Genomic DNA, 13,191 nt, shown 5'->3' on the forward strand with positions numbered 1-13,191 from the left:
AGGGGCGGCCCAAAGGTGCTGCCCCGCCGCGAAAACAACACCATGGAACACGCGGAAAACATCAGCCTTTCCGAGGCCAAGGCCCTCATTTCAGGTGCATTAGTGGCTCAGGGGGTTTCCAAGGAACACTCTGAGTCCGTCGCCAATGCACTGGTGGCGGCAGAAGCCGAAGGCCAGGCGGGTCACGGTTTTTCACGCCTTGGGGATTATGTCGCGCAGGTGCGCAGCGGAAAAATAAACCGGGACGCAAAAATCACTTCTCGACCGACCAGTCAAACCGCGATTTCCACTGACGCCGATTTCGGTTTTGCGTACCCGGCGCTGGATCATGCCATCTCACAGGGCATAAGCGTGGCGCGTTCCTACGGCACGGCAACAATGTCGGTCAAAAACTCGCATCACGCCGGCGCACTGTCGGTGCAGGTCGAAAAGCTCGCCGCTGAGGGCCTTGTGGGCTTGATGTTTGCCAATGCCCCTCCTGCAATCGCCCCTTGGGGCGCCGCGAGCCCGGTTTTTGGCACCAACCCCATCGCCTTTGCGGCGCCGCGCCGCGACGCACCGCCACTGGTGATTGACCTGGCGCTTTCGCATGTTGCGCGCGGCAAGGTCATGCATGCGAGGAAAACAGGCCAGCCCATCCCGCCGGACTGGGCCTTTGACAAAGACGGCAAGCCCACAACCGACCCAGCCGCCGCATTGGCTGGGTCCATGGCCCCAGCCGGAGGGGCAAAGGGAACCGTCATCGCCTTGATGGTCGAGGTTCTCGCGTCGGTTTTCACCGGTGCAAACCCCAGCTTGGGCGTGGCTTCTTTTTTTGACGCAGAGGGGCCTTCTCCGGGGTCCGGGCAGTTCCTGATTGCTATGAGTCCAAGCAATCTGGGCGCCTTCACGGATCGCCTCGAAATGGTGTTGACGGCCATCAACAGCCTCGAAGGCGCACGGCTTCCGGGGGATCGGCGTGCAGAGTCGATCAGCCGCGCGCGGGCGCAAGGCATAGCGGTTCCCGGTCAATATCTTGATCTGGCTCGCGAACTCGCGCGCGCAAATGTCTGAGGCCGCCAATATGACCATGTCCCTCAGCACTGACGCCACAAACGCCCCCTAAATCGACAAAGGAACTGACTATGTACAAGCACATTCTCATCCCGGTCGCTCTGGACCATGAAGGCGTCGTCGCCAACAAAATCGCCGCTGGCCGGCGTCTGCTTGCCGAAGACGGTCGGATGACCTTGTTGACAGTGCTGGAAGACATACCCGGTTTCGTCGCCGAATTCGTGGAGTCGAAACCCGAGAACCACCTGACAGCGCGCATCAAGGACGAACTGGATCGCCTTGCAGGCGATGCGGGCGACATCTCGACCGAGGTTATCACTGGCAAGCCGGGCCTGAAGGTCGCGGAGTTTGCCCGCGAGAACCATGTTGATTTGGTTATTGTCGGATCTCACAAACCCGGCGTTCGAGACTATCTTCTGGGCTCGACGGCGTCGCGTATTTCACGCCGTGCGCCGTGTTCGGTCTTCATCCTTCGATGAGAGTTAAGGGGTCTCAAACCCGCAAAAGACCCGGTACTGGCCGCCCGGACAAAGAGACTCGGCTGTTGCTTGGCCAGAGTGATGGAACAAACCTGAGCGAACAGCCCTATGATCGGCGCCGCTTGTCTTATGCATCCACATTCAGCAACCCGGTTCAGCGATGGGCGATCAAAGCGATTGAGCTGGCTACAAGCAAATTCCATTTGTTGCGTCGCATCCGCAAATTCGAGGCAATGGGCGTGCCCGCTGGGCAACCCTTCTGGGGGCAGGCCCTCAAGGTGATGGGCATCGCGCTGCAAACGCCCGATGAAGAAATTCGTCAAATCCCGAGCAAAGGGCCCGTGGTGGTTGTCGCCAATCACCCGCACGGGCTTGTCGACGGCATGATCCTGGCGGAACTGATCGGTCAGGTCCGAACCGATTATAAAATTCTAACGCGGTCTCTGCTGACGGGTGTCGTTGAGATTGACCAGTTCATGATCCCGGTCCCCTTTGATCATGAACCCAACGCTCTTGAAAAGAGCCTGGAAATGCGCCGAAAAGCTATGGAGCATCTTGCGAACGGAGGGTTAATCGCATTGTTCCCTTCCGGGGTTGTTGCCTCGTCGAACAGTTGGTGGGGGCCTGCGATCGAACGCGAATGGAATCCCTTTACAGCCAAACTTATCCAGCGCTCTGGGGCCACAGTTGTCCCCATTCGTTTTCCGGGACGCAACAGTCGCGCATATCAAATCGCCAGCAATGTCTCCGCCACGCTGCGCCAAGGGTTGCTTTTGTACGAGGTGCGGCATGCCTTGGATAAACCCCAGCGCCCGATCGTCGGTGACCCTATTGAGAGAGACGAGATTGAAAAACGGGCAAACAATCCTCGGGAACTACTCGAGTTTCTAAGACGGCGCACTGTCTCTTTGACCAGTCGGCGTTGATCTCCCTTAGGGCCAATCAAAAAGAGAGCGTTTTGGGCAAGCGAGACTGATTTGTGCCTAAAACTACTGCTTATTGCGCCCTTCAGAAAACGTTTGGTTCACGGGGTTTGGACGACATGCAGTTTGTTTCACATCGCGGTCTGCGCTTGCGCTGCAAACGAAACCTCTAGTACCAAGCAAACAGTTTCCGCAGACCATTTGGGTTTTTGTTTGTGGTGTTAAAAACGAGTCGACTTGCAGTTGAACAGACCGCTACCAATGCTAGAGAACTAGGTCATTTCTAGAAAAGTTTGAGTACACGGTTTTTGCTGATGGCGCTTGTTGGTGTCACGCAAAGAATGAACGTCAAAAAACTGCTTTTCTTTTGCTTCATGAATGCTTGCGGTTTCAAAAGACACCAAAACTGGTCAAACCGACGCCTTTTGTATTGGCCTCACCATGGTTTCTCATTCCAACTCATCTGGGATAGCGCCCGTCATGCGCCTTGGTGATCATGCAAATTCTATGTTAGGGAATGGCGCGCTCTGGTTCTTGAAGCGCAAAAAATTAGAACGAAGATTCCAGCAAAGGGAGAAATTAAATGTTTGAAAAAAAAAGAACTGTTCGTGCGCCTGATGGCCGTCTGATCACCATCGATCAATCCGGAGTTTTTGCTCAGCCCGGTACCAATTCTGCACATCGCCAATCTGTGATCACTACCGAAGACGTATGCCACGGTGACCCTTCGCAGGTCGGTGCCAAGATTGACCCCGGTCAGCATGGAGCCAAAATTGACCCGTCTCAGCTGGGAGCAAAGATTGATCCGGGCCAAATCGGGGCCAAGATCGATCCAGGCCAAATTGGTGCCAAGATTGACCCCGGCCAACACGGAGCCAAAATTGACCCATCTCAGCTGGGAGCAAAGATTGATCCGGCCCAATTCGGAGCGAAGATTCAACCAACTGCTTAAAACCAGTCCAAGCAACGTATTTGAGTGTTGGCTCAAGCTTTTGAGCCAACATTCGTGTCGCGCAGTAAGAATCTTAATTGCGCGCACTGATAGGTTTTTCCCAGTCGCGTGAGAACTTGGTTTGAAACAGTATTTTGATGGGACTCATCGCATTCGCTCACCGAAGCAAACGGTTGAGCTTTTGCGGGACCTGTTTCCGGTTTTTGGCATCACGCGTATAGCGGATGTCACGGGGCTTGATCGTGTTGGGCTACCGACAACCGTCGTGTGCAGGCCAAACTCGCGATCAATGGCCGTTTCTCAAGGGAAGGGCGTGACATATGACGCTGCGGTCGCTTCTGCCGTGATGGAGTCCATCGAGATTTTCCACGCGGAACGCATTTTGGCTCCGGTCATACTCGCGAGCCTTGAAGATATCAGATACACACACAGTGTTTTGCCAGTTGATCAGTTGCCACTTAGCTATGAGGTGGAGTTTGATCCTTTCGCACCGAACCTCTGGATTGAAATGCAACTATTTACGGGTTCCGGAAATGTGTGGGTTCCCTACGAATTGGTTCATACAAACTACACACGCCCTCTGCCACCCGGGAGCGGGTTCTTCCTGTCTAGTTCCAACGGTCTGGCCTCGGGGAACTCACTTTCCGAGGCAAAGATACACGGCTTGTGCGAGGTGATCGAACGGGATGCTGTTGCGCTATGGTCGCGTTTGCCGTGGCAAGAGCGTGATGCACGTCGGATTGATCAACGGACTATAGAAGATCTCGGTTTGTGCCAGACCCTACGCAAGTTCAAAGACGCCGACATAAGTTTGGCGATTTGGGACGTTACGACGGAGATCGGCGTGCCCGCCTACTTGGTATGGGCATGTGAAAACGGAAACGTGCCGGTACTTCTCTCGCGCCCATCTGTCGGCGCAGGGTGTCACCCTTGTCGGCAGATCGCGCTCTCGCGCGCCCTAACAGAAGCTGCGCAGGAACGGCTGACATTGATCACAGGTGCTCGTGATGATCTGCACTCAGACTACTACACTGAGATGAAGTTCCAAGAAACGATTGCCCGACCTGGAAGCCAGAGTTTTGACTCCAGGCAGTCCTATGAAAGCAAATCTCCCGAGGGAGATCTTGTTTGGCTCAAATCGCGGTTGACTGCCGCTGGACTGGACGGTGCCTGCTTCATCGACATTACAGCCGACTATGTCTCCGATCACATCGCAGTTGTTCGGGTGCTCGTTCCCGGGTTGGAAGGACCGCATGACGACCCGCGCTATACGCCGGGCTTACGTGCAAAAAACGCATCAGAGTTAATGCAATGACCGTTTTTGTTTTCTGCGGCCCCACCATTCACGAAAGTGAAGCCAAACAGATTTTGACCGCTGAGTATCTACCGCCGGCGGCTCAGGGGGATGTATTGAATGCGGTCGCGCGAAAGCCACGCGCCATAGGAATAATTGACGGCTATTTTCAGTTCACACCGTCTGTGTTGCACAAGGAAATACTTTGGGCGCTTGACCAGGGTGTACATGTATTCGGCAGCTCCAGCATGGGCGCGTTGCGGGCGGCGGAACTGCATAGTTTTGGCATGAAAGGGGTAGGTCGCATCTTTGAGGAATACCGCGACGGTCGATTAACGCGTGACGACGAGGTCGCCTTGAATCACGGACCCGCCGAACTGAAATACCCGTCGTTGTCAGAGCCGCTTGTAAACATCAGAGCAACACTTGAGGTTGCTTCGGAAAACAAAGTCATTTCCCAAGAAACGGCCGATAAGCTACTGAATCTAATGGATCAACAGTATTTCTCTAATCGCTCGTACAAACATATGCTGCACCTCGGCGAACAGCACAACGTGCAACCCGATGAATTGCTTCGGCTTGAACGATGGCTCGAGAACAATACGGTCAATCAGAAAAAAATAGATGCGATCGAAATGCTTAAGTCTATGAACGCATTTCTACGCGACACACCTGGTTCGTTCACTGCGCGCTTTCGGCTGGAGCGAACGTCGATATTTGATCAGCTCACATCATGATCGCCCGCCTCAAACCATCGCAACTCTACGCCAATGGTCCAGCTTACTTTGCGCTTGGCGTGTTTTTTATGTCTGCGATGGATGCGGTCGCCAAGGTGCTTTCCGAGACGTATTCCGGGCTTCAGATCATCTTGTTCGAAAGCACCTTTGGCCTTTTGTTTTTCTTTGTATTTATTGCGCCTCGAAACTGGGGATCATTGGCCTCACCAAGATGGCCACTATTGATGGCCAGAGGGGTGCTGACCTTAGGCACAATGTACTTTTTCATTTCCGGTCTTCAAAACTTGCCGCTTGCCGAAGTGACTATGATCTTCATGGTCGCGCCTATCTTTTCGATGGTCTTGTCTTCACTTGTGTTTCGGGAACATCCTGGACTTCCACAACTACTTGCACTCGTTTCAGGCGCTATGGGCGCTTTACTTTTAATACGCCCGCCGGGCCTAGGTCTTAACGTGGCTGCCTTTTTTCCATTGGCGGCGGCGTTGTGTAGCGCACTCGGCTTAATCACGGCGCGTGCCCTTTCAAGACGGGATACACCGGAAGCAATCGCTGGATATGAGTATCTCATGGTCTTTGCCGCAGCCGCTGTTTTGGTTCCCTATGGGAGCTACGTTCCAAGTTCTTCCGACATCTGGCTCGTTGGCTTGCTGGGTGTTTGTGGCGCTTTGTGTGTGTATTTCAGAACGTCAGCATGTTCCTTCTCACCAATTAGTACGCTGGCCTCGATTGAGTATTCCGGAATGCTCTGGGCAGTATTCTTCGGATATTTGATCTGGAATACCTTGCCCGATTTGTGGGGCTGGATAGGCGCTGGTCTCATCACAGTTGGCGGTCTTTTAGCCAACAAAACCAAAGAGGACGCATCTCTTGTCTAAAGATGCGACTATTGGCGAAAACAGCCTCTTCTCACATGGACCAGGACGGATATGTACTAGCCTGTCTGACCTTATCCCATGGTGACAAGCGACTGGTAGGTCAGGCTTGCGACTTGCCCGTATAGAAATTGGTCAATTCTTCCGCCAGCGATTTGTAGAGTTGATGTACGTCTTCAATTCCCGGAACTTCAAGCTGATCGATCCTTTCCAGAAATGGGCAGTTCACAACGCTGATTGCCTGCCCTTCTTGGTCCAGCACAGGGTAGGCGAGGTTCGTCACACCAACAGCTGTGGCTGACGGCATTCGCTCGTAGCCCAATTCGCGTATGCGGGCGACATGTTCCCTGAATTCAACGACATCCAATTCCGGCTCACCTTGCGCAAGCCTGTGATTGTCTAGAAGGTCTTCAAGGGCGGCGTCACTGCGAAACGCTGCAAGAACACGGCCGGTGCCGGTATTCCCAAGGCCAATCACGGTTCCGACGCGCAACGCCAAACCCCAGTTCCCGGGTGAGGCGATCGAAGCGACAACAACTATGTCTCCATTGCTCTCCATACCCATATGGCAGGATTGCCAGGCCTTTCGCGTTACGGCCCGCATTTTGGGTGTCGCCATCTCAAGCAACCGCTCGACCGGAGGATACCTTTGCGAAATCGCAAACATTTTCAGGCTGAGCGAATAGAGATCATCGTCAGAGGACCGGATCACATAACCGCGTCGCACCAGTGTGGACAGCATGCGGTAGATTTCGCTTTGGGACCGGTCCAGAGCGCGTGCAATGTCACCTTGCGACAGCCCGTCCGCATACAGCGATAGCAACTCGATGATGTCCAAACCCTTCTCTAGGGCAGGGGCACGATATTTCTCTGAAGTTGCCGACACGTATTCCTCCCAATTCGCGCTTGCGGGCGAATGCGTGGGCAAAGTGACTTGAATTTGCAGTGTGAGTCAATGTTGATTTATTAGTAAATAAAAGTTTTAAATACAAAGTAAAGCGATGCGGGAGAGTCGCTAAAACGAGATCAGGGAGAAGCAAGTGAGGAAATCGTCCCATACAATCAATGGATTGCTTGCAAGCTGCGTCATTCTGATCGCGGGTGCAGTGCACGCCGAATCGGACTGGAGGTCTTTCCCCGAGGCTGTTTTTAGACCCAAGCTGATTGGTGGACAGAAAAACGAAGGTTTGTATGTCGACATAGGCGGTTTTGTTTCGGACGACTCTATTTCCAAATTCGCACCAAACAACACTAATGCACCTCCCAAGAACGGCGAGCTTCTGCTGCTGCAGTGCGCGCAGTTTGACGTTTCGGAACTGGGCTGTCTCAAGTCGAACTCCGAAGGCGCGAAACAGGCTGCAATGAATAAAGCGCAATGCAACAAGGCTCTGTCCGTCTCCGAAACCTGGCCACAGGTGAAGGATCAGGCGATCTTCTACGGCACAAATGATGCAAACACGCAGGAAGCCCTCGTTTACCAGCCCCACGAGGTGGCTGTCGCCGAAAGCGATAAGTGCATTGTGAGCTTGAACACCGACTGGCGAGCATTGCCGTTGTTGATTGGCCTTGATGAGGCGCAAGCATCTCTGACAGGCACCTCTTCGAAGATGAGGGTCGATTTGGGTCAGGACGTGATCGAGGGAAGTCTCTCACCTAACCTGCAGCGGCAGGGCAGCGGCGTGTTCTCCAACGATCCAAAATCGTCCAAGGCCGCTGGCAATGTCGGCGTGACGAGCCAGCCGTTGGGGTCGGTCACGCGCGCTTGCTGGTCGGGCCACAACGGTTTCTTGGACACTAACGGCTGCGAAAACAGTGACACCGTTGATACGTTTGCGAATTTCCAAACGAGCAAAATCCAACCGCTAGCTGTAAGCGCGGGAGGTTCGGGAACATTATCTCATGGCTGAATTTGACGCATCAAACCAAGGCGTAGAACGCCATCACCTGCGTGGGTTTCCTGATGGCTCCACACCTGCGACTGATTTGTGCCGCAGCGAAAACAAACAATGGGCACCCATGACCAAAGTTTATCATACGGATTGAGGACGACATGACCAAACCACAGGGCCGTCTGGCCGGAAAGAAAGCACTGATTACTGCCGCAGGGCAGGGCATTGGCCGCGCCAGCATCGAGAAATATGTGGCCGAAGGCGCGCAGGTGATTGCCTGCGATATCAATGATGCAACGCTTGCGGAACTGGCTGCGATCGAGGGTGTGACGGCTCTGAAGCTGGACGTCACCGATGCGGATGCCGTGGCTGGGGTCGTCGCAACCGTCGGAGCGCTGGACGTTTTGTTCAACTGCGCAGGGTTCGTTGGGGCTGGGTCCATTCTGGATTGCGACGACGACCAGTGGGATTTCAGCTTTGATCTGAACGTCAAGGCGATGTACACGCTGGCTAAGCTGGTTCTGCCTGGCATGTTGGAAAATGGCGGTGGTTCGATCATCAACATGTCTTCGGTCGCATCGTCGATCAAAGGCGTGCCGAACCGCTTTTCGTACTGCGCGTCCAAAGCGGCCGTGATTGGCCTGACGAAATCGATCGCCGCTGACTTCATCACGCAGGGCATCCGCTGCAACGCGATCTGCCCTGGCACCGTAGATAGCCCCAGCCTACACGACCGCCTGCGCGCCACCGGCGACTATGAGCAAGCGATGAAAGACTTCATCGCGCGCCAGCCCATGGGCCGTATCGGTCACGCAGACGAGGTTGCCGCCTTGGCCGTCTATCTGGGCAGCGATGAGACCGCATTCACCACCGGACAGACCTTCGCCATCGATGGCGGCTGGACCGTTTGATCAGGGAGATTTGAGATGAAACTGCTGCGTTACGGTCCGGTCGGACAAGAAAAACCCGGCCTTATGGATGAAAATGGCGTGATCCGCGATTTGTCGGGTGTCATTGACGATATAGCGGGCGACGCGTTGTCGGATGCCGGGCTTGATGCCTTGCGCGCGTTGGATGTGGATGCTCTGCCCGAGGTCGAAGGTACCCCGCGCATTGGAGCCTGTGTCGGGCATGTGGGCAAGTTCATTTGCATCGGCCTGAACTATGCCGACCACGCTGCTGAATCTGGCATGGCCCTGCCCGAAGAACCGGTGATCTTCTTCAAGGCGACCTCGGCGATCATGGGGCCTGATGACACTGTGGAAATCCCCCGCAACTCAGTCAAAACCGATTGGGAGGTCGAACTGGGTGTGGTGATCGGCAAGCATACAAAATACGTATCCGTAGAGGACGCGCTGGACCATGTCGCGGGCTATTGCGTGGTCAACGATCTGTCGGAACGCGACTTCCAGCTGCACCGCTCGGGCCAGTGGGTCAAGGGCAAGTCCGCCGACACGTTTGGCCCCATCGGCCCATGGCTGGTGACGCGTGATGAGGTGTCGGACCCGCAGAACCTGCCGATGTATCTTGAGGTGAATGGGCACCGGTATCAGGACGGCTCGACAAAAACGATGCATTTTGACGTAGCAACCGTGATCTCGCACTTGTCGCAATTCATGTCACTGCAACCCGGCGATGTGATCTCAACCGGAACGCCTCCGGGCGTGGGTATGGGGCAGGACCCGCAGACCTACCTCAAGCCCGGCGACCGGATGGAGCTGGGAATCGAAGGGTTGGGCGTTCAGCGCCAAACCGTTGAGGCCAGCAAGTGACCCGGATAACCGGCATTCGAACCGAGGATCTGAGGTTCCCGACCTCGGACAGTCTGGACGGGTCGGATGCGATGAACCCCGACCCCGACTACTCGGCGGCCTATGTGGTGCTGGAAACAGACGGCGCGCATGAGGGCCACGGGCTGACCTTCACCATTGGCCGCGGCAATGAGATCTGTGTGGCCGCGATCCAAGCCCTCGGTGCGTTGGTCAAAGGGCTGGAGCTGGACTGGATCACCGACGATATGGGCCGGTTCTGGCGTCATATCACCGGCGACAGCCAACTGCGTTGGATTGGTCCCGACAAGGGGGCGATCCACCTAGCGACCGGCGCGGTCGTGAACGCCGCGTGGGATCTGTGGGCCAAAGAGGCCGGCAAACCCGTCTGGCAATTGGTCAGCGAAATGACCTCCGAAGAGATCGTGCGCCTGATCGACTTCCGCTATGTGACCGATGCGATCACCCCGGATGAGGCGTTAGCGATGCTCCGCGCCGCTGAACCGGGCAAAGCGGAGCGTATCGCTAAACTGAAGGACGAGGGCTATCCCTGCTACACGACCTCGGCGGGCTGGCTGGGCTATCCCGACGACAAGCTGCGCCGCCTTTGCCATGAGGCCAAGGAGGCGGGCTTTACTCATACCAAGTTCAAAGTTGGCCGCGATCTGGATGACGACATTCGCCGCCTGACCATCGCACGTGAAGTACTGGGCGAAGACATGAACATCATGATCGACGCCAATCAGGTGTGGGAGGTCGATCAGGCGATCGACTGGGTTAAAGCGCTGTCCTTTGCGCGACCCTTCTTCATCGAAGAACCCACCAGCCCTGACGACGTATTTGGCCACAAAGCGATCCGCGAGGGCGTCGCACCGGTCAAAGTGGCGACGGGCGAGATGTGCCAGAACCGGATCATGTTCAAGCAGTTCATCAAGGAAGGCGCGATCGATATCGTTCAGATCGACAGCTGCCGGATGGGTGGGCTGAACGAGGTGCTCGCAGTCATGCTAATGGCGGCGAAGTACGATCTGCCGGTTTGGCCCCATGCCGGGGGCGTGGGCCTGTGCGAATACGTCCAGCATATGTCGATGATCGACTATGTCGCGATCTCGGGTGAGAAGGACAGCAAACGGATCGAGTATGTCGATCACCTGCATGAGCACTTTATCCACCCATGCGTGGTGAAGAACGGGGCCTATTTGGCGCCGTCGCAGCCCGGGTTCTCGATCGAGATGAAGCCCGACAGTATCAGAGAATTCCGGTTCCTGCCTCCAATGGCAGCGGAATAAACCCCTATGGCTTGCCTCAAATAGAAACATCAATCGGGCTGCGCTTTATCCGACCTGAAGGAGATACAATACGTTCAAATTTGGGAAAACGGCCTTTGGGGCCGCCAGTATTTTTGCGCTCGGCGAAACCGCAGCTTTGTCGCAACGCCGGTTTACTGAAAGAAACTTTGACCCACCATGCGCGATACATGACACCATCCAAGTATTGGCTCAAGTTTTCGAACCATACCATGACCGATAGCCAGCTGATTCGTCATGCGGGTTATGAAAAAATGTATATCTGCGAACTGGCCAAGACGCTTCGACGGACTTGCCTAAGTCGCCTCTAACGTATTTATCGCGCAGGGCTTTTGCGAACGTGGAGCAAGCCGCAGTTACCCCGACGTTGCATTGCTTGATCGGAAAAACGGTAGCCTCTCATGCGGCCACGAACATATCCTTGTACTGGTCGCGCAGGATGTTCTTTTGAACCTTTCCCATGGTGTTGCGGGGAAGCTCATCCATCAGGATCAACTTCCGGGGGTGTTTGAACCGCGCGAGGCTGTTGCACACCGCTGCCTGCATTTGTTCAAGGTTGGGGGTCTCGCCCGGTTCCGCGACAATCACGCCAAGAACCGTTTCTCCGAAGTCTGGGTGGGGGACGCCGACGACGGCGCTTTCCAGCACGCCGGGTTGGTCATCGAGCACCAGTTCAATCTCCTTGGGGTAGATGTTATAGCCACCTGAGATGATCAGGTCTTTGTTTCGACCTACGATCTGGACATAGCCCTCTTCATCGATCCGGCCCAGATCGCCGGTGATGAAAAAGCCGTTCTCGCGTAGCTCGGCTGCGGTTTTTTCCGGCATTTGCCAATAGCCTTTGAATACGTTTGGTCCACGTACCTCGATCTCTCCAATCTCGCCCTGCGGAAGAGCGTTGCCATCAGAGTCGCAGATTTTCAGCTCAACCCCGGGCAGCGGCACGCCAACGGTGCCTGCGCGACGCTCCCCTTCATAGGGGTTTGACGTATTCATGTTGGTTTCGGTCATGCCATAGCGTTCGAGTATGCGGTGACCGGAACGCTGTTCGAACTGCACATGCGTTTCCGCCAGCAAAGGCGCGGAACCGGAAACAAACAGGCGCATGTGTTCGGCCAGTTCCCTTGTAAACCGATCGTCATCCAACAGGCGTGTGTAGAAAGTGGGTACGCCCATCATCGTCGTGGCCTGGGGCATCTGACGGATAATCTCGTCCAGATCGAACTTGGGCATGAAAATAATGCTGCTGCCTGCAGCCAGTGACACATTTGTTGCCACAAACAGTCCGTGAGTGTGAAAGATTGGCAGGGCGTGCAGCAGCACGTCGTCGGATGTGAAACGCCATTCTTCAACGAGCGTTTCGGCATTCGACAACAGGTTGTTCTGGGTAAGCATCGCGCCTTTGGACCGGCCCGTGGTGCCCGATGTGTAGAGGAATGCGGCCAAATCCTCGCCGTCCCGATCGACAGTGTCGAAGCTGACAGGCATTACCGACGCCTTTTCCATCAGGCTGCCGCTGCCATCCGCGTTCAGGGTCTCTACGCGCGCGCTCAGTTGCGCGCCAATAGGGGCAAGTTTCTCTTCGCTTTTGGCGTCACAGACAATCAGCGAGGCACCGCTGTTTTCAATAAAGTAGGTCAGCTCATCAACGGTATAGGCGGTATTCAAGGGTAAAAACACCAGGCCGGCCTGCGCGCAGGCGGCATAGAGGGCCAGCGCTTCTGTTGATTTCTCGATCTGCGCCGCAACCCGGTCGCCGGGCTTAAGGCCTATTTGTGTGGTCAGGTGGGCGATCTGCGCTGCGGTGCTTAAAAAGTCCTGATGCGATATCACCGAACCGTCGAACAGATGCAAAAAAGGTGTGTCTTTGCCGGCGTGAGCGCCGAACAAACCGTCATAGAGAGGATTGGCCATAG

General features: G+C 55.2%; 14 protein-coding genes. 11 read left to right on the forward strand and 3 right to left on the reverse strand.

The window, feature by feature from the left end:
• Positions 1-15 precede the first annotated feature (15 nt).
• The 7 genes from ACR0NO_RS20905 (at position 16) to ACR0NO_RS20935 (ending at position 6,313) form a co-directional block, all read left to right on the forward strand.
• Positions 16-1,053: an Ldh family oxidoreductase gene (locus ACR0NO_RS20905; protein WP_480725429.1), complete on the forward strand. Its 1,038-nt coding sequence runs from the start codon at positions 16-18 to the stop codon at positions 1,051-1,053.
• 71 nt (positions 1,054-1,124) lie between these two features.
• Complete coding sequence (locus ACR0NO_RS20910; protein WP_170643950.1) at positions 1,125-1,532, forward strand: universal stress protein; 408 nt, start codon at positions 1,125-1,127, stop codon at positions 1,530-1,532.
• A gap of 281 nt (positions 1,533-1,813) precedes the next feature.
• The gene (locus ACR0NO_RS20915; protein WP_480555401.1) at positions 1,814-2,458 is read left to right on the forward strand and encodes a lysophospholipid acyltransferase family protein; all 645 of its coding nucleotides are present in this window, start codon (positions 1,814-1,816) and stop codon (positions 2,456-2,458) included.
• A 580-nt stretch (positions 2,459-3,038) separates the two neighbouring features.
• Positions 3,039-3,407, forward strand: a complete 369-nt coding sequence (locus tag ACR0NO_RS20920; protein WP_480725430.1) for a hypothetical protein — start codon at positions 3,039-3,041, stop codon at positions 3,405-3,407.
• Between the two features lie 121 nt (positions 3,408-3,528).
• Positions 3,529-4,722: a YcaO-like family protein gene (locus ACR0NO_RS20925; RefSeq protein ID WP_480725432.1), complete on the forward strand. Its 1,194-nt coding sequence runs from the start codon at positions 3,529-3,531 to the stop codon at positions 4,720-4,722.
• Positions 4,719-5,438 (forward strand): TfuA-like protein, encoded by a 720-nt coding sequence (locus ACR0NO_RS20930; protein WP_170642204.1) that lies wholly within the window; start codon positions 4,719-4,721, stop codon positions 5,436-5,438. Before ACR0NO_RS20925 ends, ACR0NO_RS20930 begins: the two co-directional genes overlap by 4 nt.
• Positions 5,435-6,313 carry a DMT family transporter gene (locus tag ACR0NO_RS20935; RefSeq protein WP_170681086.1) on the forward strand — a complete coding sequence of 293 codons (879 nt, stop codon included), beginning with the start codon at positions 5,435-5,437 and terminating at the stop codon, positions 6,311-6,313. The genes ACR0NO_RS20930 and ACR0NO_RS20935 overlap by 4 nt, the downstream gene beginning before the upstream one ends.
• Before the next feature lie 100 nt (positions 6,314-6,413).
• On the opposite strand, the gene ACR0NO_RS20940 is transcribed toward ACR0NO_RS20935, so the two are convergent.
• Positions 6,414-7,196 (reverse strand): IclR family transcriptional regulator, encoded by a 783-nt coding sequence (locus tag ACR0NO_RS20940; RefSeq protein WP_480725434.1) that lies wholly within the window; start codon positions 7,194-7,196, stop codon positions 6,414-6,416.
• Between the two features lie 154 nt (positions 7,197-7,350).
• Here ACR0NO_RS20940 and ACR0NO_RS20945 point away from each other — a divergent pair, with 154 nt between their 5' ends.
• The 4 genes from ACR0NO_RS20945 (at position 7,351) to ACR0NO_RS20960 (ending at position 11,257) form a co-directional block, all read left to right on the forward strand.
• Positions 7,351-8,217, forward strand: coding sequence for a hypothetical protein (locus ACR0NO_RS20945; RefSeq protein WP_480725436.1), 867 nt, complete (start codon positions 7,351-7,353; stop codon positions 8,215-8,217).
• A gap of 143 nt (positions 8,218-8,360) precedes the next feature.
• Positions 8,361-9,110 (forward strand): SDR family oxidoreductase, encoded by a 750-nt coding sequence (locus tag ACR0NO_RS20950; RefSeq protein ID WP_480725437.1) that lies wholly within the window; start codon positions 8,361-8,363, stop codon positions 9,108-9,110.
• Between the two features lie 15 nt (positions 9,111-9,125).
• Positions 9,126-9,971: a fumarylacetoacetate hydrolase family protein gene (locus ACR0NO_RS20955; RefSeq protein WP_170720298.1), complete on the forward strand. Its 846-nt coding sequence runs from the start codon at positions 9,126-9,128 to the stop codon at positions 9,969-9,971.
• Complete coding sequence (locus ACR0NO_RS20960; protein WP_480725440.1) at positions 9,968-11,257, forward strand: L-fuconate dehydratase; 1,290 nt, start codon at positions 9,968-9,970, stop codon at positions 11,255-11,257. The genes ACR0NO_RS20955 and ACR0NO_RS20960 overlap by 4 nt, the downstream gene beginning before the upstream one ends.
• A 16-nt stretch (positions 11,258-11,273) precedes the next feature.
• On the opposite strand, the gene ACR0NO_RS20965 is transcribed toward ACR0NO_RS20960, so the two are convergent.
• Both ACR0NO_RS20965 and ACR0NO_RS20970 read right to left on the reverse strand, forming a co-directional pair.
• Positions 11,274-11,489 (reverse strand): hypothetical protein, encoded by a 216-nt coding sequence (locus tag ACR0NO_RS20965; protein WP_480725442.1) that lies wholly within the window; start codon positions 11,487-11,489, stop codon positions 11,274-11,276.
• Between the two features lie 185 nt (positions 11,490-11,674).
• Positions 11,675-13,189, reverse strand: coding sequence for a malonate--CoA ligase (locus ACR0NO_RS20970; protein WP_480725443.1), 1,515 nt, complete (start codon positions 13,187-13,189; stop codon positions 11,675-11,677).
• Between the last annotated feature and the right edge of the window lie 2 nt (positions 13,190-13,191).

The organism is Ruegeria sp. CL3, from assembly GCF_056536505.1.

Coding starts and splice junctions, on each gene's coding strand:
- ACR0NO_RS20965 (WP_480725442.1), bottom strand. CDS start 11,489: ATGGTATGGTTCGAAAACTTGAGCCAATACTTGGATGGTGTCATGTAT.
- ACR0NO_RS20935 (WP_170681086.1), top strand. CDS start 5,435: ATGATCGCCCGCCTCAAACCATCGCAACTCTACGCCAATGGTCCAGCT.
- ACR0NO_RS20910 (WP_170643950.1), top strand. CDS start 1,125: ATGTACAAGCACATTCTCATCCCGGTCGCTCTGGACCATGAAGGCGTC.
- ACR0NO_RS20930 (WP_170642204.1), top strand. CDS start 4,719: ATGACCGTTTTTGTTTTCTGCGGCCCCACCATTCACGAAAGTGAAGCC.
- ACR0NO_RS20950 (WP_480725437.1), top strand. CDS start 8,361: ATGACCAAACCACAGGGCCGTCTGGCCGGAAAGAAAGCACTGATTACT.
- ACR0NO_RS20920 (WP_480725430.1), top strand. CDS start 3,039: ATGTTTGAAAAAAAAAGAACTGTTCGTGCGCCTGATGGCCGTCTGATC.
- ACR0NO_RS20915 (WP_480555401.1), top strand. CDS start 1,814: ATGGGCATCGCGCTGCAAACGCCCGATGAAGAAATTCGTCAAATCCCG.
- ACR0NO_RS20955 (WP_170720298.1), top strand. CDS start 9,126: ATGAAACTGCTGCGTTACGGTCCGGTCGGACAAGAAAAACCCGGCCTT.
- ACR0NO_RS20970 (WP_480725443.1), bottom strand. CDS start 13,189: ATGGCCAATCCTCTCTATGACGGTTTGTTCGGCGCTCACGCCGGCAAA.